Source organism: Geodermatophilus dictyosporus (genome assembly GCF_900115505.1).
GTDB classification, from domain to species: domain Bacteria; phylum Actinomycetota; class Actinomycetes; order Mycobacteriales; family Geodermatophilaceae; genus Geodermatophilus; species Geodermatophilus dictyosporus.
In genome coordinates, this window is record NZ_FOWQ01000002.1 from 150,210 (window position 1) to 172,640 (window position 22,431).

A 22,431-nucleotide genomic window follows, 5' to 3' on the forward strand; every position below is an offset into this window, starting at 1 on the left:
GCCGCCATGTCCCCCCGAGAGTTCGGCCCCTACCTCCTGGAGGAGCTGCTCGGCACCGGCGGCATGGGCGAGGTGTGGCGTGCCCGCGACACCCGCCGGGAGCGGCTCGTGGCCCTGAAGCTGCTGCCGGAGGCCCTCAACCGCGACGCCGAGTTCGCCGGCCGCTTCCGCCGCGAGTCGCACGTCGCCGCCCGCCTGCGGGAGCCGCACGTCGTCCCCATCCACGACTACGGCGAGATCGACGGCCGGCTGTTCATCGACATGCGGCTGGTCGACGGCCGCGACCTCGGCCGGCTGCTCGAGGAGGGGCCGCTGCCGCCGGAGCGGACCGTGGCGCTGCTGGCGCAGGTCGCCGACGCCCTGGAGGCCGCGCACGCCGACGGCCTGGTGCACCGCGACGTCAAGCCGAGCAACGTCCTGGTCACGCCCAGCGACTTCGTCTACGTCGTCGACTTCGGCATCGCCCGCTCCATCGGCAGCACGCGGACGTCGCTGACGATCACCGGCGCGACGGTCGGGACGCTGGACTACATGGCGCCCGAGCGCTTCACCGACCAGCCGATCGACGGCCGCGTCGACGTCTACTCGCTGGCCTGCGTCCTGGCCCAGTGCCTGACCGGGCGCCGCCCCTTCCGCGGCGAGGACCTGCCGGCGCTGCTCTACGCCCACCTCTACGTCGACCCGCCGCGGCCCAGCGAGCTGGTCGCCGGGGTCCCCGAGGCCATGGACGAGGTGATCGCGCAGGGCATGGCCAAGCGCCCCGAGGACCGCTTCCCCACCCCGCGTGCCCTGGTCGACGCCGCCCGCGCGGCCCTGCAGGCGGCTCCGGCCGCCGCGCCCGCAGCCGGGGCCGCCCCGCCGCCGGACCCCGCCGTCCCGCCGCGGACCACCGCGCCGGTGCCCTCCGCCCCGCCCACCGTGCTGGGCGTGCGGTCCGGCGACGGCGCGCACAGCTCCGTGCAGCAGCTGCCCGGGCCCCCGCTCCCGCCCCCGCCGCTCCGCGGGCAGACACCCGCGACGCGGCCGCGGCGCCGGGGCCGGCGGGTCGCGCTGGTCACCGCGCTGGTGCTCGTCCTCGTCGCCGCGGGGGTCGCCGCCCTGCTGTGGCCCCGGGACGACGGCGGTGCGGACGCGGCCGGCTCACCCGGCGGCACGGCGGAGAGCACGCCGGAGAGCACGCCGGAGAGCACCCTCGCGCCCGAGGGGGCCACGCCGCCGCCCCGGCCGACCGGTCCCCCGCCGGCCAGCCTCGCCGTCCCCACCCAGCTGGGCGAGCCGATCCCGGTGCGGCCCACGCCCGGCTACCTGGCGGTCGCCCCCAACGGCCGCTACGCCTACATCGCGCACCGCGCGGAGGGCGTGGTCAGCGTGTTCGACACGACCTCGCTGCAGGTCTCCTCGACGATCCCGATCGACGCCGCACCCCCGCAGTACGTGGCCTTCTCCCCCGACGGGAGCCGTGCCTACGTCACGGCGTTCAACGCCGACTACACGGTCAACGTCGTCGTCTTCGTCGACACCACCACCAACGAGGTCCTGCAGACCGTCGACGTGGGGACGCGCCCCTACGTCCCGGAGACCTCGCCCGACGGCCGGCTGCTGTACGTGCCGCTGCACGACGAGGCCCGGGTGCAGGTGCTCGACACCGCCACCGGGGCGGAGGTCGCCTCCTACACGGTCCCGCGCAACCCGCACTGGATCACGGTCAGCGAGGACGGCACCCGGGCGTGGACGGCCAACCACGAGTCCGGCGTGCTCTCGCTGCTCGACCTCACCGCGGACGGCCGGGTGCTGGCGGAGATCCCGGCCGGTGCCGCCCCGCACAGCGTGGCGATCTCCCCCGACGGCAGCCGGGTCGCGGTGGTCGCCTTCGACAGCAGCACCGTCCACCTGGTCGACGTGGCGAGCCTCGCGCCGGTCGAGGGGCCGGTCGGGCAGCGCCCCCAGGACGTGACCTGGGCGCCGGACGGGGCGCGCTTCTACACCGCCGACGTCGAGGGCGACACGATGTCGGTGGTCGACGCCGAGACGCTGGCCGTGACCGCGCAACCGACCACCGGCGACGGGCCGACCAGCATCGGCGTGTCCCCCGACGGGCGGCGGGGCTACGTCACCAACCTGTACTCGGCCACGGTCGTCGTCTACGACCTCGCCGCGTGAGGCTCAGTCCCCCGCGGGCTCGACCAGCGCGGGGCGCTCGGCGGGGGTGACGGAGACCGCCGTCCCCGGGGTGAGGCCCAGGCTGTCGGCGCTGGGGACGTCGGCGGTCACCTCCAGGCCGTCGGGCAGCGCGACCGCCAGCCGGGTGGTGGCGCCGGAGAAGGTGCGGGTGACCACCCGGCCGCCGCCCTGCGGGTCGGTAGCGACCACCAGCGCCTCCGGGCGCACCAGCGCGAACGCCGGCCCCGCCGGGAGCGCGCCGCCGAGCACCTCGCGGCGCACGCCGAGGAACTCGACGTCGCCGTCGCCCAGGACGGCGGGGATGCGGTTCATCGTGCCCACGAAGCCGGCCACGAACGCCGTCGCCGGGCGCTCGTAGAGCTCGTCGGGCGAGGCCACCTGCTCCAGCCGGCCCTCCCGCATGACGCCGACCCGGTCGGCCACCGACAGGGCCTCGGCCTGGTCGTGGGTGACGAAGACGGTGGTGGTGCCCAGCTCCAACTGGATGCGGCGGATCTCCTCGCGCAGCTGCACGCGCACCTGCGCGTCGAGCGCCGACAGCGGCTCGTCGAGCAGCAGCACCTGGGGGGCGACGGCGAGCGCGCGGGCCAGTGCCACCCGCTGCTGCTGCCCGCCGGAGAGCTGGTGGGGATAGCGGCCGCCGCGGTCGGCCAGCCCGACCAGCTCCAGCAGCTCGGCGGCCCGCCCGGCCCGCTCCGCCCGGTCCCGGCGGCGCACCCGCAGCCCGTAGGCCACGTTGTCGGCCACGGTCATGTTCGGGAACAGGCTGTAGGCCTGGAACACCATGCCGACGTCGCGCCGGGACGGCGGCAGCCCGGTCACGTCGCGGCGGTCGAACCACACCCGCCCGGAGTCGGGGACCTCGAAGCCGGCGATCGCCCGCAGCGCCGTCGTCTTGCCGCAGCCCGAGGGCCCGAGCAGCGCGAGGAACTCCCCGCCGGCGATCTCGAGGTCCAGCCCGTCGAGGGCGAGCACCGAGCCGTAGCGGCGGGTCAGCCCCTCCAGCCGGACGGCGACGCCGGGCGCCTCGCGCAGGTCGGCGGGGGCGGCCGGGCGGACGGCGGTCATGCGGGGTCCTCCTCGCGGCGCCGGCGGTCCAGCGCGGAGATCAGCAGCAGCAGCGCCCAGGTGAGCAGCAGGGAGAGCACCGAGACGGCGACCGACAGCTGCGGCTGCGAGCCGGAGATGCGCACGATCCAGGTGGGGAAGGTCTCGAAGCCCAGGATGTTGGCGACGGTGAACTCGCCGAGCACCAGCGCCAGGGTGAGGAAGGCGGCGTTGAGCACCGACGTGCGCAGCACCGGCAGCACCACCGAGGTCATCACCCGCGGCCACGAGGCGCCCAGCACCCGGGCGGCCTCGGTCAGCGTGCGCAGCTGGGCGCCGCGGACGCCGGCGTCCAGGGCCCGGTAGACGAACGGCAGCGCCAGCACGACGTAGACCAGCACCAGGATCCAGGGCAGCGCCGGCTCCTGGAGGGCGAAGAACGCGTCGGCCAGCGGGGTGCCGAGGAAGTGCTCGGGCGCCCACGCGAGGACGCTGCGCACGCCGACCACCAGCGCGATCGGCGGCAGCAGCAGCGGCACGAGGGTGAGCAGCTCCACCAGGGGCCGCAGCCGCGGCAGCCGCAGCTCCACCAGGACGACGGTGGGCACCACCAGCAGCAGCGCGATGAGCACGGTGAGCGCCCCGAGGGCCAGCGAGCGGCCGAAGTTCTCCGCGAAGCCCTCCGCCGTCGGGATGCCCGCGTAGACGTCGGCGCTGACCCCGCCCCGCCCCCGGTCGCGCACGGTGAACCACACCGAGGCGCCCAGCGGGACGAGGAAGTACACGCCGAGGACGGCGAAGACGGCCCAGCGCCACCACCCGCGGCCGCGCCGGGCGGGGCGGGCGGGCGGCTCGGGCTCCACCCCGCCGGCGCCGGCGACCGCCGCGGTGGACAGGCCGGTCGACGTCGCCGGTCCGGTGGTGGCGCTCACGCCAGCCACCGCGACGTCCGCCGCTGCACCCACGTGTAGAAGACCATCACCAGCCCGACGAGCACGACCATGCCCAGCGCGAGGGCCTTGCCGAGGTTCTCCGCGCCGACGACGACGTTGCTCGACAGCGAGTCGGCGATCTGCAGCGTCACCAGCGGCACGCTGCTGCCCACGAGCGCCTTGGCGGTGGCGTAGGCGGCGAACGCCGACGCGAACAGCAGCATGGTGGCGCCCAGCACCGGCGGGGCGAGGACGGGCCCGCCCACGTGCCGCCAGTAGTGCCAGCCGCTGCCGCCCAGCACGTCGGAGGCCTCCCGCCACTGCGGGCGCAGCGCCTCCAGCGCCGGGACGATGGTCAGCACCATGAGCGGGACGAGGAAGTAGAGGTAGACCAGCGCCAGGCCGGTCAGGGAGGCCAGCCGGAAGCCGTCGAGGCCGAGCGGGCCGGTGAGCACCGCGGTGACCACGCCGGCGTTGCCGATCGTGGCGAGGAAGGCGAAGGCCAGCGGCACGCCGCCGAAGTTGGCCAGCACGCCGGAGGCGGTGAGCACCAGCCGGCGCAGCAGGGTGTTGCGGCGGCTGCGCACGATCGCGAACGCCAGCGCCAGCCCGAGGACGGCGCTGAGCACCGCGGTGACCGCCGACAGCTGCAGGCTGCCGAGGTAGGAGCGGGCGTAGGCGCCGCCGGTGATCGTGCCGATGTTGCCCGCCGACCACGACTCCTCGAAGGTCACCGGGTCGACCGCGCGGAAGGCCTCCACGGTCAGCACGCCGACCGGCAGCAGCAGGAAGACCGCGACGTAGAGCAGGAACGGGGCGATCCCCAGGACCGGGCCCAGCGCGAGCAGTGGGCTCCCGCGCCGGCGCCCCCGGGGGGACGCCGGCGCGGGAGCCGGGACGACGGTGCTCAGCCGGAGATCTCCTGGTTCCAGCGGGTCGCGACCACCTGCTGGGCGACGCTCTCCTGCTCCTGGGTCGGGAAGTCCGCGGTGCCCTCGACGGGCGGGAGGGCGGCCAGCGCCTCGGCGTCGACGGTGCCGGCCTCCTCCATCGCGGGCAGCCGGACCGGCCGGGCACCGCCGGCGAGGTAGAGGTTCTGCCCCTGGTCGCTGTAGAGGAACTCCTGCCACAGCCGGGCCGCGGCCGGGTGCGGCGCGTAGGCGCTGACGGCCTGGCTGTAGTAGCCGCCGAACAGCCCGTCGGAGGGGACGGCGACCTGCCACTCGACGCCCTGCTCGGCGAGCGTGTCGGTCAGGCCGGCGTTGTTGTAGTCCCAGTCGATGGCCAGCGGGGTCTCGCCGCTCTGGATGGTCGCCGGGGTGATCTCGACCGGGTTGAAGTTGCCGGCCTCCTTGACCTGGGCGAAGAAGTCGATGCCCGGGCCGATGTCGTCGAGGCTGCCGCCGTTGGCCAGCGACGCGGCCCAGACGCCGGCGAAGGCGGCCGCGGCCTGGGTCGGGTTGCCGTTGAGGGCGACCTGGCCGGCGTACTGCGGGTCGAGCAGGTCGGCGATCGTGGTCGGGCACTCGGCGATCACCGTGGCGTTGCAGCCGATGGAGACGTAGCCGCCGTAGTCGTTGTACCAGTGGCCCTCGGGGTCCTTCTGGTCCTCGGGGATGTCGTCCCAGGTCTGCACCTGGTAGGGCGCGAGCAGGTCCTGCGCCTGGGCCTGCCGGGCGAAGGCGGTGCCGAGGTCGAGCACGTCGGGAGCGCGGTCCTGCCCGCGCTGGCTCTCCACCGCGTTGAGCTCGTCCTGGCTGGAGCCGTCGGGCGAGGCGCTGTTGACGGTGATCCCGTACTCCTCCTCGAAGGTGGAGATGATCTCGCCGTAGTTCGCCCAGTCCGGCGGCAGCGCGATGACGTTGAGCTCGCCCTCGGCCTGCGCGGCCTCGACGAGGGCGTCCATGCCGCCGAGGTCCTCGGCGGAGGTGGCGCTCGCCGCGTCGGGACCGCCGCCCGAGCCGCCGCCCGAGCCGCCGTCACCCCCGCCGCAGGCCGACAGGGCGAGGGCGGCGGCGGCGAACACGGCCGTCGTCCTCAGGGTGGGGGTGGCAGGGCGTCGCACGGGCGTCCTCCTCGACGAGCGGTCCGGGGCTCCTCCGGCACCGGCGGGCCGGTGCCGGAGGGGTCCCGCGGATCGTGACAGAACGGGATGGTCCGCGTCAGGGCGTGCGGGGACACCTTGGCGAACTCGTGATGACCGCTCAGCGGCCGCTGAACGTGGCCTTGCCCGGCCCCTGCTCGAGGAACGAGCGCATCCCGGTGTCCTGGTCCTCGGTGTCGAACAGCCCGGCGAACAGCCGGCTCTCCAGCTCCAGGCCCCGGCCCAGCGGCAGGTCGAGCCCCTCGTCGATCGCCTTCTTGGCCGCGGCGAGGGCCAGCGGCGGGCCGGCGGCGAACTTGCGCGCCATGGCGACGGCGGTGTCGTGGACCTCGGCGTCGGGGACGACGGCGTCGGCCAGGCCGATCTCCAGGGCCTCCTCCGCGCCCACGTGGCGGCCGGTGAACACGAGGTCCTTGGCCTTGGCCGGGCCGACCAGGCGGGCCAGCCGCTGGGTGCCCCCGGCCCCGGGGATGACGCCGAGCAGGATCTCGGGCTGGCCGACCTTGGCGCCGGCGCCCATCACCCGGAAGTCCGCGCACAGGGCCAGCTCGTAGCCGCCGCCGAGGGCGTACCCGGTGATCGCGGCGATGACCGGCTTGGGGATGTGCGCGACCGCGGTGAAGCTGTTGGTCAGCTCCCGGCCCCAGGCGACCATCGAGCGGCCGTCGAGCTGGGACATGGCCTTGATGTCGGCGCCGGCGGCGAAGACCCGCTCGCCGCCGTAGAGGACGACGGCCCGCACGTCGGCGCGCTCGCCGGCCTCCAGCGCCGCCGCGCGCACCTCCCAGTGCAGCTGCTCGTCGATCGCGTTCATCTTCGGCCGGTCGAGGCGGATGGTGCCCACCCCGCCCTCCACCGACAGGGTCACGTACTCCGGCGCTGCCATCTGCGGACCTCCTGGGGACGACGTCGTCGCCGCACCCTAACGAGGAGCCGGGACCGTGCCCCTGCGTCGGGCGGTGAACCGGCCGTCGGAGCGGGACAGGTCCAGGGGCAGGCCGAAGGTCTCGGAGAGCCGGTCCGCGGTGAGCACCCCGTCCAGCGGCCCGGCGGCCACCACCCGCCCCCCGCGCAGCAGCAGCGCGTGCGTGTAGCCCGGCGGGATCTCCTCGACGTGGTGGGTGACCAGCACCTGCGCCGGCGCGGCGGGCGAGGCGGCGAGCTCGGACAGCCGGCCGACCAGGTCCTCCCGGCCACCGAGGTCGAGCCCGGCGCCGGGCTCGTCGAGCAGCAGCAGCTCGGGGTCGGGCATCAGCGCGCGGGCGATCTGGGCCCGCTTGCGCTCGCCCTCCGACAGGGTGCCGAAGGGCCGGTGCGCGATGCCCGCGACGCCCCACTGCTGCATGAGGGCGGCGGCCCGCGACAGGTCGTGGATGTCGTAGCGCTCCCGCCACCGGCCGACGACGGCGTACCCGGCGGAGACGACGACGTCGCCGGTGCGCTCCCCCGGCTCGATGCGCTGGGCCAGCGCGGCGCTGGTCAGCCCGATCCGCGGCCGCAGCTCGAAGACGTCGACCGCGCCCAGCGTCTCGCCGAGCAGCGTCACCTCGCCCCGCGTGGGGTGCAGGTGCGCGCCGGCCAGCTGCAGCAGCGTCGTCTTGCCCGCGCCGTTGGGACCGAGGACGACCCAGCGCTGGTCGGGCAGGACGGTCCAGTCCACCCCCTGCAGCAGGTGCGTCTGGCCGCGGACGACGTCCACCCCGCGCATCTCGACGACGCTCTCGGGTCCGGCGGGCCGGGGGGACGCGGCGCTGCTCGACACGACCCCATCCAACCAACAGCCCGCGTCCCGCCGCCCGTCAGCCGGACTTGGCAGTATCGCCGGGTGAGGACTCCCCAGGACGGCGCCGACGACGCGGAGGTGTGGCCGGGCTCCCCCGCGCCGCTGGGGGCGCACTGGGACGGCACCGGCACGAACTTCGCGCTGTGGTCGGCCGGCGCCGCCGCCGTGGACCTGTGCCTGTTCGACCCTGACGGCACCGAGCACCGCCACCGGCTGCAGGAGACCACCCACCAGGTGTGGCACGGCCGGCTGCCCGGCGTCGGCCCCGGCCAGCGCTACGGCTACCGGGTGCACGGCCCCTACGACCCGGCCTCCGGCGCCCGGTTCAACCCGGCCAAGCTGCTGCTGGACCCCTACACCCGGGCCGTCGACGGCGACCTGGAGCTGCACCCGGCGCTCTTCGGCTTCCCGTTCGAGACCGGCGAGTCCGGGGCCGCCGACCCGCGGGACTCCGCCCCGTACGTGCCGCGCGGCGTGGTCGTGCACGACTCCTTCCCGTGGGACGGCGACCGGCGGCCGCAGACCGCGTGGTCGGACACCGTCATCTACGAGGTGCACGTCGCCGGCGCCACCCGGCGCCACCCCGACGTCCCGCCGGCCCTGCGCGGCACCTACGCGGGCCTGGCGCACCCGGCGTTCATCGAGCACCTGCGCTCGCTCGGGGTGACCGCGGTCGAGCTGCTGCCGGTGCACCACTTCGTCAGCGAGCCGCACCTGCTGCGCCGCGGGCTGACCAACTACTGGGGCTACAACACCCTCGGCTACTTCGCCCCGCACGCCGCCTACAGCTCCGCCGGGTCCGGCGGCGCGCAGGTGACCGAGTTCAAGGCGATGGTCAAGGCGCTGCACGCCGCGGGCATCGAGGTGGTCCTCGACGTGGTCTACAACCACACCGCCGAGGGCGACCACACCGGCCCGACCCTGTCGCTCAAGGGCATCGACAACGGCGGCTACTACCGGCTCGCCGGCGAGAACCCGGCCCGCTACACCGACTACACCGGCTGCGGGAACACCCTCGACGTGCGCCGGCCGGCGGTGCTGGCGCTGCTCATGGACTCGCTGCGCTACTGGGTCACCGAGATGCACGTCGACGGGTTCCGCTTCGACCTGGCCAGCGCGCTGGCGCGGTCCTTCCACGACGTCGACCGGCTCTCGGCGTTCTTCGACGTCGTCCACCAGGACCCGGTGGTCAGCCGGGTGAAGCTCATCGCCGAGCCGTGGGACGTCGGCGAGGGCGGCTACCAGGTGGGCAACTTCCCGCCGTTGTGGACGGAGTGGAACGGCAAGTACCGCGACACCGTCCGCGACGTGTGGTCGGGCGCGCACGTCGGCGTCCGTGACCTGGCCTACCGGCTGACCGGCTCCTCGGACCTCTACCGCTCCGACGGCCGGCGCCCCTTCGCCAGCGTCAACTTCGTCACCGCCCACGACGGGTTCACCCTCGCCGACCTCGTCACCTACGAGCGCAAGCGCAACGAGGCCAACGGCGAGGACAACCGGGACGGCGAGAGCCACAACCGCAACTGGAACGGCGGCGTCGAGGGGCCCACCGACGACCCCGCGGTGCTGGCCCTGCGTGCCCGGCAGGTGCGCAACCACCTGACCACGCTGCTGCTGTCCACCGGCGTGCCGATGCTCACCGCCGGCGACGAGCTGGGCCGCACGCAGGGCGGCAACAACAACGCCTACTGCCAGGACAACGAGGTCTCCTGGCTGGACTGGGACGCCGTCGACGCCGACCTGCTCGCCTTCGTCCGCCGCCTGGTGCGGCTGCGCCGCAGCTCGCCGGTGCTGCGCCAGGAGGCGTTCTTCGAGGGCCACGAGATCCCGGGCACCGGCGGCACCCGCGACCTGGCCTGGTTCGCCCCGGACGGCGGGCAGCTCACCACCGCCGACTGGTTCGACAACCGGCTGCAGACGATCGGCATGTACCTCGACGGGCGCGGCATCCGGCACCGCGACGAGCGCGGCCGGCGGGTGGCCGACGACTCCTACCTCGTGCAGCTGCACGCGGGCCCCGGGCCGGTCACCGTCGAGCTGCCCGGGCCGCCGTGGGCCGACGGCTACGAGTTCGCCGTCAGCACCGAGTACCCGACCGGGGCGCCGCCGCGGCCGACCGTCGTGGCGCCCGGCCCGATCGAGGTGCCCGCCCGCACGGTCTGGCTGCTCCGCGTCCTGCGCCGCCCCTGACGCCGCGACGGCGGAGCCCCGCCCAAGGACGGCCGGGGCTCCGCCGGGTCGGGGACGGCACTCCCCAGGGTGGACCGGTCGCGGGGCCCGGAGGGTCCCCGGCCGGGACACGGGCAGCGGCTCCGCGCAGGTCGGGGACGGCTCCTGGCCGCGGTGTCGGCCGGCAGGCCGACGATGTGCTCAGTCCTGCGGGAGCTCGTAGGTGATGACGGTCCAGCCGAGCAGCAGGCGGTCGCCGTCGGAGAGCGGGTGGGCGACGCCGGGCTCGAGCTGGGTCCACTCGGTGGCCTCGGGGCCGGCGACGTGGGTGCCGTTGAGCGAGCCCAGGTCGGTGAGGGTGACCTCGTTGCCGCTGCGCTGGATCGCGGCGTGCGCCGAGGACAGCACGTTCTGCGTGTCGGCGATCGGCACCGGGCGGGCCGTCCCGCTGGTGACCAGCTCGTGGCTGTCGGGACGGCGGCCGAGCACCAGGTCCTCGTCGACGGTCACGACCAGCCCGTCGTCGAAGCGCAGCACCGGCGCGACGACGTCGGGCTTCCAGAACGCCGTCTCCTCACCGCCCTTGTCGGCGGGGGCCGGCGAGCCGACCACGGACGAGCCGGCCCCGCCGAACGGCGAGCCGCCGAAGCCCGCCGAGGCACCGGCGAACCCGGCGTCGGAACCGGCGGTGTAGGAGGACGGCTGCGCGGTCGCCGGCGGCGCGGCGGCCGAGGCGTGCGCCGTGGCGGCCAGCTGCAGGAGCGCGCCCGAGCCGGGGACCGTGCCCTCGGTCAGGTCGTAGGCCACCCCCGGCGGCATCTGCGGCGCGGCCTGGCCGGGGCCGACGTAGAGGGTCGACCCCACCGGGAAGCCGGCGGCGACGCTGCACCCGTCGACCGGCGAGCCCGACACCGGGACGCCGTCGACGGCGGGCTGGCCCTTGCCCGACCACAGGGCGACGCCGGTGCCCGACCCCTCGGCCGAGTCGACGAGCACCAGGGCGAAGGACGCCCCGCCGCCGGCGAGCGGGGCGACCTGGGCGGCGACGGCCGCGAGCACGCGGTCGGCGCCGGGGCCGGTCACGCCAAGGCAGGCGTGCAGTGCGGCGACCAGGGCGGGCGAACCGGGAGCGTCCACCCAGAGCAGCCCACCGCCGCGTCGGGCGACGACGGCGTCTCCGGGCAGGACTTCACAGCGGTCGGGCATGCGCGCCAGCCTAGTGACCAGCGGGGCGAGTGGGCGTCCCGGCGCCACCGCCACGCCGGTTCGCGCGCCCGGTGGGGACGCTGCGACCGGCGTGACGGCTGGGGTGCCCGCGCGGGGTCGCGCCCGCTACGCCGAGCGGACGAGCCCCAGCTCAGCGGGGTCGGCGAGGTGCTCGGAGTGCGGCAGCACGCGCACGGTGTACCCGAACGCGCCGGTCCGCTCCAGCGGCAGCGTGGCGCTGAACCAGTGCCGGGAGCCCTCGGTGTGCTCGTGCTCCATGGGCACCGTCGTCACCTCGTGCAGGCCGTCGGCGTCGTCGACCCGCCCGTAGGCCGCCTGCACCTGCACGTCGGCCGGGGTCAGCTGCGGCAGCTCCACCTCGGCGCGCAGGGCCAGCGTCGACCCGATCTCCGGGGTGTCGCCGGCACCGGTGGCCTCGACGTGGGCCACCCGCACGCCGGTCCAGTTCTCCTGCAGCCGTGCCCGCCACTGCGCCTCGGTGCGCGCGGGGCCGTAGCCGGCGTCGGCCATGGTGCGCGAGGAGCCCGCCGCGGGGACGTAGAGCCCCTCGACGTAGTCGCGGACCATCCGGGTGGCGAGCACCTTGGGGCCGGTCTCGCGCAGCGTGTGCCGCACCATCTCCACCCAGCGGGTCGGGACGCCGTCGCGGTCGGTCTCGTAGAACCGCGGCAGCACCTGCGTCGAGAGCAGGTCGTAGATGGCCCGCGCCTCCACGTCGTCGCGGCGCTCGGCGTCGGTGACCCCGTCGGCGGTCGGGATGGCCCAGCCGTTCTGGCCGTCGAACCACTCGTCCCACCACCCGTCGCGGATGGAGAGGTTGAGCCCGCCGTTGAGCGCCGCCTTCATCCCCGAGGTGCCGCAGGCCTCCAGCGGCCGCAGCGGGTTGTTCAGCCAGACGTCGCAGCCCCAGTACAGGTAGCGGGCCATGCCGATGTCGTAGCCGGGCAGGAACGCGATGCGGTGCCGGATCTCGGGGTCGTCGGCGAACTTCACCATCTGCTGGATCAGCTGCTTGCCGCCGTCGTCGGCCGGGTGGCTCTTGCCGGCGATGACCAGCTGCACCGGCCGGTCCGGGTCGAGCAGCAGCGCCTTGAGCCGCTGCGGGTCGCGCAGCATGAGCGTCAGCCGCTTGTACGAGGGCACCCGGCGGGCGAAGCCGATGGTGAGGACGTCGGGGTCGAAGGCGCTGTCGGTCCAGCCGACCTCGGTCTCGGCCGCGCCCCGCGACAGCGCGGTCTCCCGCAGCCGCCGGCGCACCTCCTCGACCAGCCGGCCGCGCAGCATCCGGCGGGTGGCCCACAGCTCGCCGGCGGGGATGCGGTCGACGCCGTCGAAGACCGCCGCGCCCCGGCCCTCGGACGGGTCGCCCGTGCGCGAGCTCTGGGTGCCCAGCTCGACCAGCTCGCGGGCGGTCCAGGTGGGCGCGTGCACGCCGTTGGTGATCGAGGAGATCGGGACGTCGCCCTGGTCGAAGCCGGGCCACAGGTCGCTGAACATCGAGCGGCTGACGTGCCCGTGCAGCTGGCTGACGCCGTTGGCCCGCTGCCCCAGCCGCAGGCCCATGTGCGCCATGTTGAACTTCGACGGGTCGTCCTCGGCGCCGAGCGGGATCAGGTGCTCCAGCGGGACGCCGAAGCCGGCGAAGTACCGCTCGATGAGCGCCCGCGGGAAGCGGTCGATGCCGGCCGGCACCGGGGTGTGGGTGGTGAACACGGTGCCGGCGCGGACGGCCTGCAGCGCCTCGGGGAAGGACAGCCCGTGGGACTCGGTGAGCTCGCGGATCCGCTCGACGCCCTGGAAGCCGGCGTGACCCTCGTTGGCGTGGAACACCTCCGGCTGTGGCGTGCCGGTGAGCTGGCAGTAGGTGCGCAGCGCCCGGACCCCGCCGATGCCCAGCAGCATCTCCTGGCGCAGCCGGTGGTCCTCGTCGCCGCCGTAGAGGCGGTCGGTGACGCCGCGCTCGGCGGGGTTGTTCTCCTCGATGTCGCTGTCGAGGAGCAGCAGCGACACCCGGCCCACCTGCGCCCGCCACACGTGGGCGTGCAGCGTGCGGCCCTCAGGCAGCGGCACGCTGACGACGGCGGCCGACCCGTCCGGCTGGCGCAGCAGCTTGACCGGCAGCCCGTGCGGGTCCAGCGACGGGTAGCGCTCGAGCTGCCAGCCGTCGGCCGACAGGCCCTGCTCGAAGTAGCCGGCCCGGTAGAGCAGGCCCACGCCGACCAGCGGCACGCCGAGGTCGGAGGCGGCCTTGAGGTGGTCGCCGGCGAGGATGCCCAGGCCGCCGGAGTACTGGGGCAGCACCTCGGTGATGCCGAACTCGGCGGAGAAGTAGGCGATGCTGCGCGGGGCGTCGGGCCCCAGCGACTGGTACCAGTGCGGTGAGGACAGGTAGTCCTCCAGGTCGTCGACGACGTCCTGCATGTGGCGCAGGAACCGGCGGTCGCGCGACAGGGTGGCCAGCCGCTCGGCCGACACCTCGCCGAGGACCTTGACCGGGTCGTTGCCGCAGGTCTGCCAGAGCTCGGGGTCGAGCTCCTCGAACAGGTCGCGGGTCTCGGCGTGCCACGACCAGCGCAGGTTCATGACCAGCTGGGACAGGGGTGTCAGGGCCTCCGGGAGGGCCGCGCGGACGGTGAACCGACGCAGTGCTCGCACGCCGAGAGCCTAGTCAGCGATCCCCGCCGGGACAGGGCCGGACCGGCGCGCCACCCCCGTGTTGGGGAACCGTGCGGTCCCCTCGGCGGCCGATGTGTGGCCGGTCCCCGGGGTGGATAGCGTGGCCCGGATGACTCGCCGCGCTGACCTCCGCCTCGGCATCACCGATGTCGCCCCCGTCGTGTCCTGCGGGTCGTTCTCGGCCCGCGCCGTGGTCGGTGAACACCTGCCGGTCACCGCCACCGTCTTCCGCGAGGGCCACGACGCCGTCGCCGCCGACGTCGTCTGGACCGGTCCCGACGGCAGCCGCGGGCCGTTCACCCGCATGCGCCGCTACGGCGACCAGCCCGACCGCTGGCTCACCACGGTGGTGCCCGACCGGGAGGGCCGCTGGACCTTCCGCGTCGAGGCGTGGAGCGACCCGCTGGCCACCTGGCACCACGCCGTCGAGGTCAAGATCGAGGCCGGCCAGGGCGCGGACGAGCTGGCCAACGACCTCGAGGAGGGCGCCCGGCTGTTCGAGCGGGTGGCCGCGGACGCCGAGGACGAGTGGCGCGGCCGGCTCCGCGAGGCCGTGACCGCCCTCCGCGACGGTGTGCGCAGCCTGCACGACCGGGTCGCCCCCGCGCTGTCCTCGGCGCTGCAGCAGTACCTCGACGAGCACCCGGTCCGGGAGCTGGTGACGCCGTCGCCCGAGTACGAGGTGTGGGTCGACCGCCCGCGCGCGCTGTACGGCTCCTGGTACGAGTTCTTCCCGCGCTCGGAGGGACCCGTCGTCGGCGGCACCCCCACGCACGGCACCTTCGCCACCGCTGCCGACCGGCTGCCGGCCGTCGCCGACATGGGCTTCGACGTGGTCTACCTGCCGCCGATCCACCCGATCGGCACGGTGAACCGCAAGGGCCCGAACACCCCGCAGTACCCGGGTGGCAACCCGCACGAGATCGGCCCCGACGACGTCGGCTCGCCCTGGGCCATCGGCAGTGCCGAGGGCGGGCACGACGCCGTCCACCCGCAGCTCGGCACGATGGCGGACTTCACGGCCTTCGTCGCACGCACCCGCGAGCTCGGCATGGAGGTGGCGCTGGACTTCGCGCTGCAGGCCGCCCCGGACCACCCGTGGGTCGAGGCCCACCCGGAGTGGTTCACCACGAAGCCGGACGGGACGATCGCCTACGCGGAGAACCCGCCGAAGAAGTACCAGGACATCTACCCGGTCAACTTCGACAACGACCCCGAGGGCATCTACGCCGAGTGCCTCCGGGTGATCCGGGTCTGGGTCGAGGCCGGGGTGCGGGTCTTCCGGGTCGACAACCCGCACACCAAGCCGCTGGACTTCTGGCACTGGCTCATCTGGGAGGTCAAGCAGACCGACCCGGACGTGCTCTTCCTCGCCGAGGCCTTCACCCGGCCGGCGATGATGCACCAGCTCGCGCGGATCGGGTTCACCCAGTCCTACACGTACTTCACCTGGCGGACCGGGCGCGACGAGCTCGAGGAGTACGGCCGCGAGCTGGCCGCCAACGCGCACTACATGCGCCCGAACTTCTTCGTGAACACCCCGGACATCCTGCACGCGAGCCTGCAGTACGGCGGCCCGTCGATGTTCAAGATCCGGGCGGTGCTCGCGTCGATGATGAGCCCGACGTGGGGCGTCTACTCCGGCTACGAGCTCTACGAGCACGTGGCGGTGAGGCCGGGCAGCGAGGAGTACCTCGACAGCGAGAAGTACCGGCTGCGGCCGCGCGACTGGGCCGGCGCCGAGGCCGCCGGGCGCAGCCTCGCGCCCTACCTGCGGCGGCTCAACGAGATCCGGCGGCAGCACCCGGCGCTGCAGCAGCTGCGCACGCTGCGCTTCCACGCCGTCGACAACGCCAACCTGATCTGCTTCTCCAAGACCGACCCGGGCTCGCAGGACGCCGTCCTCGTCGTCTGCTCGCTGGACAGCCACAACCGGCAGATCGGGACGACGTCGCTGGACCTCCCCGGCCTGGGCCTGGACTGGCACGAGCGCTTCGCGGTGACCGACGAGCTGACCGGCGCCCGCTACGACTGGGGTCAGTTCAACTACGTCGAGCTCGACCCGTACTGGGAGCCGGCGCACGTCTTCTCGGTCCACCTGCCCCGGCCGGTGACCTGGCCGCCCGCGGTCCCCTGACCCCTCCTCCCCACCACTCGCAGGCTCGCGGCGGGCCCCTGCAGGGGCCGCACCCCACCCACCACCGACACACTCACGAGGGCCACCCGCACCGATGACGCTCCCCGTGCCCGACTCCGACGACACCGCCTCCGGCCTGCCCGCACGCGGCACCGACCCGCTCTGGTACAAGCGCGCGGTCTTCTACGAGGTGCTCGTCCGCGGCTTCGCGGACAGCAACGCCGACGGCGTCGGCGACCTCCGCGGCATGCTCGACAAGCTCGACTACCTGCAGTGGCTCGGCGTCGACTGCCTGTGGCTGCCGCCGTTCTTCGCCTCGCCGCTGCGCGACGGTGGCTACGACGTCAGCGACTACACCGCGGTGCTGCCCGAGTTCGGCGACATCGAGGACTTCCGCGACCTGCTGCAGGCGGCCCACAGCCGCGGCATCCGCGTGATCATCGACTTCGTCATGAACCACACCTCGGACCAGCACCCCTGGTTCCAGGCCAGCCGCAGCGACCCCGAGGGCCCCTACGGCGACTTCTACGTGTGGGCCGACGACGACACCGGCTACGCCGACGCGCGGATCATCTTCGTCGACACCGAGAGCTCGAACTGGACGTTCGACCCGGTGCGCAAGCAGTACTTCTGGCACCGCTTCTTCGCCCACCAGCCCGACCTGAACTTCGAGAACCCGGCGGTGCAGGAGGCGATCATCGACGCCCTCCGGTTCTGGCTGGACCTGGGCATCGACGGCTTCCGGCTCGACGCGGTGCCCTACCTGTTCGAGGAGGAGGGGACCAACGGGGAGAACCTGCCCCGGACCCACGAGTTCCTCAAGCACGTCCGCAAGGTGGTCGACGCCGACTACCCCGACCGGGTGCTGCTGTGCGAGGCCAACCAGTGGCCGGCCGACGTCGTCGAGTACTTCGGCGAGGACGGCGACGAGTGCCAGATGGCCTTCCACTTCCCGGTGATGCCGCGGCTGTTCATGGCCGCGCGTCGGGAGCAGCGGTTCCCGATCTCGGAGATCATGGCGCAGACGCCGCCGATCCCCGACAACTGCCAGTGGGGCATCTTCCTGCGCAACCACGACGAGCTGACCCTGGAGATGGTCACCGACGAGGAGCGCGACTACATGTGGGCGGAGTACGCCAAGGACCCCCGCATGAAGGCCAACATCGGCATCCGCCGCCGGCTGGCGCCGCTGCTGGAGAACGACCTCAACACCCTCGAGCTGTTCAACGCCCTGCTGCTCTCGCTGCCCGGCTCGCCGGTCCTCTACTACGGCGACGAGATCGGCATGGGCGACAACATCTGGCTCGGCGACCGCGACGGCGTCCGCACCCCCATGCAGTGGACGCCGGACCGCAACGGCGGGTTCTCCACCGCCGACCCGCAGCGGATGTACCTGCCGCTCAACCAGGACCCGGTCTACGGCTACCAGACCACCAACGTCGAGGCGCAGCTGCGCAACACCAACTCGATGCTGCAGTGGGTCCGCCGGATGATCCAGGTCCGCAAGGAGCACCCCACGTTCGGCCGCGGGACCTACGAGGAGATCGGCTCGCGCAACCCGACCGTGCTGTCCTTCGTCCGCGAGTTCGGCGACGACGTGGTGCTGTGCGTGAACAACCTCTCCCGGTTCCCGCAGCCGGTGGAGCTCGACCTGCGCCGCTTCGAGGGCTACACGCCCGTCGAGCTCACCGGCCGGGTCGAGTTCCCGCAGATCGGCGTCCTGCCCTACATGCTCACCCTCGCCGGCCACGGCTTCTACTGGTTCGAGCTGGCCAGGCCGCAGGAGGAGCCCGAGCCGGTGGTCGAGGACGCCGGGCAGACCTCGAGCCCCGTCGCCGACTCGCTGCTGGCCGCCGGCGTGGTGTCCGACGCCGAGCAGATCCCCGGCGGCAGCGACACGCGCACCGGCGACGACGTCCCGTCCAGCACCGGAGGAACCCGATGAGCACCGCCCTGACCGAGCTGCTGCGCGACTGGATGCCGCACCAGCGCTGGTTCGGTGGCAAGGGCCGCGAGTGGGCCGAGGTCACCGAGGAGGGGTTCTTCCTCTCCCGCACCGAGCCGGTGGTCTCGGTGCACCGCGTCCGGGTCGGCTACACCGACGGCGCCACCGAGACCTACCTGGTGCCGCTGTCGTGGCGGGCCCACCCCGAGGAGGAGCTGAGCTCGGCGTTCATCGGCGCCGTCCCCGGGGCCGACCGGGAGAACTACGCCTACGACGCGATGCGCGACCGCGACGCGACGGTGCCGTGGCTGACCCACCTGGTGGCCGCCTCGACCGTCGGGCCGATGCACTTCCACCCGGCCGGTGTCGCGTCGATCCCCGACGGTGCGCCCGGCGACATCGTGTCCACCGAGCAGAGCAACACCTCGCTGGTCTACGGCCAGGACGCGATCTTCAAGCTGTTCCGCCGGCTCGAGCCCGGGCTCAACCCCGACGTGGAGATCCACGACGCCCTGCGACGCACCGAGAACAAGCACATCGCGCCGCTGCTCGGCCACATCGAGATCGACGAGCCCGGCGCCGAGCCCGCGACCGCGGCGATGCTGCAGACGTTCGTGCGGGGCGCCAGCGACGGGTGGCGGCTGGCCACCGCCAGCGTCCGGGACCTCTACGCCGAGGGCGACCTGCACGCCGACGAGGTGGGCGGCGACTTCGCCGCCGACAGCGAGCGGCTGGGTGCGGCGACCGCGTCGGTGCACGCCGACCTCGCGCAGGTGCTGCCCAGCGAGCCGGCCGACCGGGAGTGGTTCGGCGCCACCGCGCAGGCGATGGCCGCGCGGCTGGAGCAGGCGCTGGCCGTCGTCCCGCAGCTGGAGGAGCACCTCGCCGGCCTGCGCGCGGTCTACGCGCGGGTGGCCGACAGCCCCGAGACCGTGCTGCGCCAGCGGGTGCACGGCGACCTGCACCTGGGCCAGGTGCTGCGGACGGCGACCGGCTGGGTGGTCCTGGACTTCGAGGGCGAGCCGGCCCGGCCGCTGGCCGAGCGGCGCCAGCTCGACAGCCCGCTGCGCGACGTCGCGGGCATGCTGCGCAGCTTCGACTACGCCGCGCGCCACATGCTCGTGGAGCAGCCCGGCGACCCGCAGCGTGCGTACCGGGCGCAGGAGTGGGCAGTGCGCAACCGCGGGGCCTTCTGCACCGGCTACTCCGCCGCCAGCGGGATGGACCCGTGCGGGGACTCCCCCCTGCTGCGGGCCTTCGAGGCGGACAAGGCCGTCTACGAGTGCGTCTACGAGGCGCGCAACCGGCCGCACTGGCTGATGATCCCGCTGCACTCGCTGTCCCGGCTCACGGCCGAGGCATGACCGGCCCCCGCAGCACGGCCCCACACGACGAGGCAGAGGACGGCAACGCGACGATGACGACGAACGAATCGACGGACGCGCCGGCCACCAAGGAGGAGCTCCAGCGGGTGGTCGAGGAGAGGACGGCGCAGGCCGAGGCGGCCGAGAGCGAGCCCGTCGTCAACCCCTCCCCCGCCAGGAAGCGCGCCCCGGCCAAGAAGGCCGCCGCGAAGAAGGCCCCCGCGAAGAAGGCCGCCGCCGCCGCGACCGCGGACGGCGGCGACGCCGAGCCCGCCGCCCCGAAGAAGGCCAAGCGGACGACGAAGAAGGCCGCAGCCACGGCCACGGCCGCGGCCGAGCGCACCCCGGCGGGGCGGACCGCCGCCGACACCGCGGCGGTGCCCACCGAGGAGGTCGTGGCCGAGCAGGGAGGCACCGCGACGCCGGTGGTGGCCCCCGCGCCGATCGCGGAGCCCGGGTCGCCGGCGGGCGCGCCCGCCGGGCAGCCCGAGGCGCCCGACCCGGACCCGGCCGCGCCGTCGACCCCGCAGGCCCCGGAGGCGGCACCCGAGCCGGCACCCGAGCCGGCACCGCAGGCCCCGTCCGAGGAGCAGGCCGGCGGCCCGGTCACCGGCGAGGCGGTGCCCGACGACGTCAGCGCCGACGACCTGCGCGCCGTCGTCGAGGGCTGGTCGCGCGACCCGCACCGCGTGCTCGGCGCCCACCCGGCGGCCGACGGCTGGGTGGTGCGCACACTGCGTCCCGACGCGGTCTCGGTAGCCGTCGTCGACCAGGACGACACCCGCTACGAGGCCCAGCAGATCCACGGCAGCGGCGTCTTCGAGGCCACCCTGCCGACGCAGCCCGGCGACTACCGGATCGAGGTCGGCTACCTCGACGGCCGGGGCGGCCGCGACACCTACGTCGTCGACGACCCCTACCGCTGGATGCCCACGCTCGGCGAGCTCGACCAGTACCTCATCGGCGAGGGCCGCCACGAGCAGCTGTGGCAGGCGCTCGGCGCCCACGTGCGCCGCTACGACACCCCGCGCGGGCCCGTCGAGGGCGTCTCCTTCGCCGTCTGGGCGCCCAACGCCCAGGGCGTGAAGGTCACCGGCGACTTCGACTACTGGGAGGCCCGCGCCTACCCCATGCGCCAGCTGGGCTCCATCGGCGTGTGGGAGCTCTACGTCCCGGGCGTGCAGGCCGGCACCCGGTACCGCTTCCACGTGCTCGGCGCCGACGGCGTGTGGCGGGAGAAGGCCGACCCGATGGCCTTCGCCACCGAGGTGCCGCCGGCCAACGCGTCGGTGGTCGTCGAGTCCACCCACGAGTGGAACGACGACGCCTGGCTGGCCGAGCGCGCCCGCGGGAACTGGCACGAGCGGCCGATGAGCGTCTACGAGGTCCACCTCGGCTCGTGGCGGCAGGGCCTGTCCTACCGGGAGCTGGCCGAGCAGCTGGTCGACTACGCCGTCGAGGCCGGCTTCACCCACCTGGAGTTCCTGCCGGTCGCCGAGCACCCCTTCGGCGGGTCGTGGGGCTACCAGGTCACCAGCTACTACGCGCCGACGTCGCGGTTCGGCAGTCCTGACGACTTCCGCCACCTGGTGGACCGGGCTCACCAGGCCGGCCTCGGGATCATCGTCGACTGGGTACCGGCGCACTTCCCCAAGGACGACTGGGCGCTGGGCCGCTTCGACGGAACCGCGCTCTACGAGCACGCCGACCCCCGCCGCGGCGAGCAGCCGGACTGGGGCACGTTCGTGTTCAACTTCGGCCGCACCGAGGTGCGCAACTTCCTCGTCGCCAACGCCCTGTTCTGGTGCCAGGAGTTCCACGTCGACGGCCTGCGGGTCGACGCCGTCGCCTCGATGCTCTACCTGGACTACTCGCGCAAGGAGGGCGAGTGGATCCCGAACGTGCACGGCGGGCGGGAGAACCTCGAGGCGGTGTCGTTCCTGCAGGAGGTCAACGCCACCGTCTACCGGGAGGTCCCGGGCGTGGTGACCATCGCCGAGGAGTCCACCGCCTGGCCCGGCGTCACCCGTCCCACCCACCTCGGCGGCCTGGGCTTCGGGTTCAAGTGGAACATGGGCTGGATGCACGACTCGCTGTCCTACGTCGAGCGCGAGCCGGTGTACCGCAGCTACCACCACAACCAGCTGACGTTCTCGATGATGTACGCCTACTCCGAGAACTACGTGCTGCCGATCAGCCACGACGAGGTCGTCTACGGCAAGGGCTCGCTGCTGCGGAAGATGCCCGGTGACCGGTGGCAGCAGCTGGCCAACGTGCGCAGCTACCTGGCCTACATGTGGGCCCACCCCGGCAAGCAGCTGCTGTTCATGGGCTCGGAGTTCGCGCAGGACGCCGAGTGGGCCGAGAGCCGCTCGCTGGACTGGTGGCACCTCGACGACCCGGCGCACCGCGGCGTCCTGCAGCTGGTCACCGACCTCAACGCCCGCTACCGGGAGCTGACCGCACTGTGGTCGCTCGACGTCGACCCGTCCGGGTTCCGGTGGATCGACGCCAACGACGCCTCGGGCAACGTGCTCAGCTTCCTGCGCCACGGCCGCGGCGGGGACGGCGGCCCGCAGGAGCAGGCGCTGGCCGTCGTCTGCAACTTCTCCGGGCAGGCCCACCACGGCTACCGGATCGGCCTGCCGCACGGCGGGCGGTGGCGCGAGGTGCTCAACACCGACGCCGAGGGCTACGGCGGCTCGGGGGTCGGCAACTACGGCGGGGTGGACGCCGTCGAGGAGTCCTGGCACGGCCAGCCGTACTCGGCGACGCTGTCGGCGCCGCCGCTGGGCACCGTCTGGCTGCTGCACGAGGGGTGACCCGCACGGCCGGCGTCCGGGGTCCGGACGCCGGCCGCGGGCGT

Annotated in this window: 14 protein-coding genes; 6 read left to right on the forward strand and 8 right to left on the reverse strand. The window is 74.1% G+C overall.

Annotated features, from left to right (window positions below; translation table 11 throughout):
- Positions 1-6: 6 nt before the first annotated feature.
- Positions 7-2,160, forward strand: coding sequence for a serine/threonine-protein kinase (locus BMZ33_RS04270; protein WP_091108233.1), 2,154 nt, complete (start codon positions 7-9; stop codon positions 2,158-2,160).
- A gap of 3 nt (positions 2,161-2,163) precedes the next feature.
- Here BMZ33_RS04270 and BMZ33_RS04275 read toward each other — a convergent pair whose 3' ends face one another.
- The 6 genes from BMZ33_RS04275 to BMZ33_RS04300 all read right to left on the reverse strand — a co-directional run bounded on the left by BMZ33_RS04275 (position 2,164) and on the right by BMZ33_RS04300 (position 8,026).
- Positions 2,164-3,249, reverse strand: a complete 1,086-nt coding sequence (locus tag BMZ33_RS04275) for an ABC transporter ATP-binding protein (protein WP_091108235.1) — start codon at positions 3,247-3,249, stop codon at positions 2,164-2,166.
- Positions 3,246-4,160 (reverse strand): ABC transporter permease subunit, encoded by a 915-nt coding sequence (locus BMZ33_RS04280; protein ID WP_169063873.1) that lies wholly within the window; start codon positions 4,158-4,160, stop codon positions 3,246-3,248. The genes BMZ33_RS04275 and BMZ33_RS04280 overlap by 4 nt, the downstream gene beginning before the upstream one ends.
- Entirely contained in the window at positions 4,157-4,930 is a 774-nt protein-coding gene (locus tag BMZ33_RS04285; RefSeq protein ID WP_169063874.1) for an ABC transporter permease, read from the reverse strand. The genes BMZ33_RS04280 and BMZ33_RS04285 overlap by 4 nt, the downstream gene beginning before the upstream one ends.
- A gap of 137 nt (positions 4,931-5,067) precedes the next feature.
- Positions 5,068-6,225, reverse strand: coding sequence for an ABC transporter substrate-binding protein (locus tag BMZ33_RS04290; protein ID WP_091108237.1), 1,158 nt, complete (start codon positions 6,223-6,225; stop codon positions 5,068-5,070).
- Between the two features lie 139 nt (positions 6,226-6,364).
- Positions 6,365-7,150 (reverse strand): enoyl-CoA hydratase/isomerase family protein, encoded by a 786-nt coding sequence (locus BMZ33_RS04295; RefSeq protein ID WP_091108239.1) that lies wholly within the window; start codon positions 7,148-7,150, stop codon positions 6,365-6,367.
- Between the two features lie 36 nt (positions 7,151-7,186).
- Complete coding sequence (locus BMZ33_RS04300) at positions 7,187-8,026, reverse strand: ABC transporter ATP-binding protein (RefSeq protein ID WP_169063875.1); 840 nt, start codon at positions 8,024-8,026, stop codon at positions 7,187-7,189.
- Positions 8,027-8,089: 63 nt separating this feature from the next.
- Here BMZ33_RS04300 and glgX point away from each other — a divergent pair, with 63 nt between their 5' ends.
- The gene (gene glgX, locus BMZ33_RS04305; RefSeq protein WP_169063876.1) at positions 8,090-10,237 is read left to right on the forward strand and encodes a glycogen debranching protein GlgX; all 2,148 of its coding nucleotides are present in this window, start codon (positions 8,090-8,092) and stop codon (positions 10,235-10,237) included.
- 180 nt (positions 10,238-10,417) lie between these two features.
- On the opposite strand, the gene BMZ33_RS04310 is transcribed toward glgX, so the two are convergent.
- Both BMZ33_RS04310 and glgP read right to left on the reverse strand, forming a co-directional pair.
- Complete coding sequence (locus tag BMZ33_RS04310; RefSeq protein WP_091108242.1) at positions 10,418-11,422, reverse strand: FHA domain-containing protein; 1,005 nt, start codon at positions 11,420-11,422, stop codon at positions 10,418-10,420.
- A gap of 126 nt (positions 11,423-11,548) precedes the next feature.
- Positions 11,549-14,098, reverse strand: coding sequence for an alpha-glucan family phosphorylase (glgP, locus tag BMZ33_RS04315; RefSeq protein ID WP_091108245.1), 2,550 nt, complete (start codon positions 14,096-14,098; stop codon positions 11,549-11,551).
- Between the two features lie 130 nt (positions 14,099-14,228).
- Between glgP and BMZ33_RS04320 the strand changes: the two genes are divergently transcribed.
- From BMZ33_RS04320 to glgB, 4 genes are all read left to right on the forward strand, one after another.
- Positions 14,229-16,256: an alpha-1,4-glucan--maltose-1-phosphate maltosyltransferase gene (locus BMZ33_RS04320; RefSeq protein ID WP_091108856.1), complete on the forward strand. Its 2,028-nt coding sequence runs from the start codon at positions 14,229-14,231 to the stop codon at positions 16,254-16,256.
- A gap of 94 nt (positions 16,257-16,350) precedes the next feature.
- Positions 16,351-18,201 carry a maltose alpha-D-glucosyltransferase gene (gene treS / locus BMZ33_RS04325; RefSeq protein ID WP_091108246.1) on the forward strand — a complete coding sequence of 617 codons (1,851 nt, stop codon included), beginning with the start codon at positions 16,351-16,353 and terminating at the stop codon, positions 18,199-18,201.
- The gene (locus BMZ33_RS04330; RefSeq protein ID WP_091108248.1) at positions 18,198-19,565 is read left to right on the forward strand and encodes a maltokinase N-terminal cap-like domain-containing protein; all 1,368 of its coding nucleotides are present in this window, start codon (positions 18,198-18,200) and stop codon (positions 19,563-19,565) included. The genes treS and BMZ33_RS04330 overlap by 4 nt, the downstream gene beginning before the upstream one ends.
- A 53-nt stretch (positions 19,566-19,618) precedes the next feature.
- A complete protein-coding gene (glgB, locus tag BMZ33_RS04335) occupies positions 19,619-22,387 on the forward strand; it encodes a 1,4-alpha-glucan branching protein GlgB (RefSeq protein WP_091108250.1) in 2,769 nt (922 codons plus the stop codon).
- The last annotated feature ends 44 nt before the right edge of the window (positions 22,388-22,431 follow it).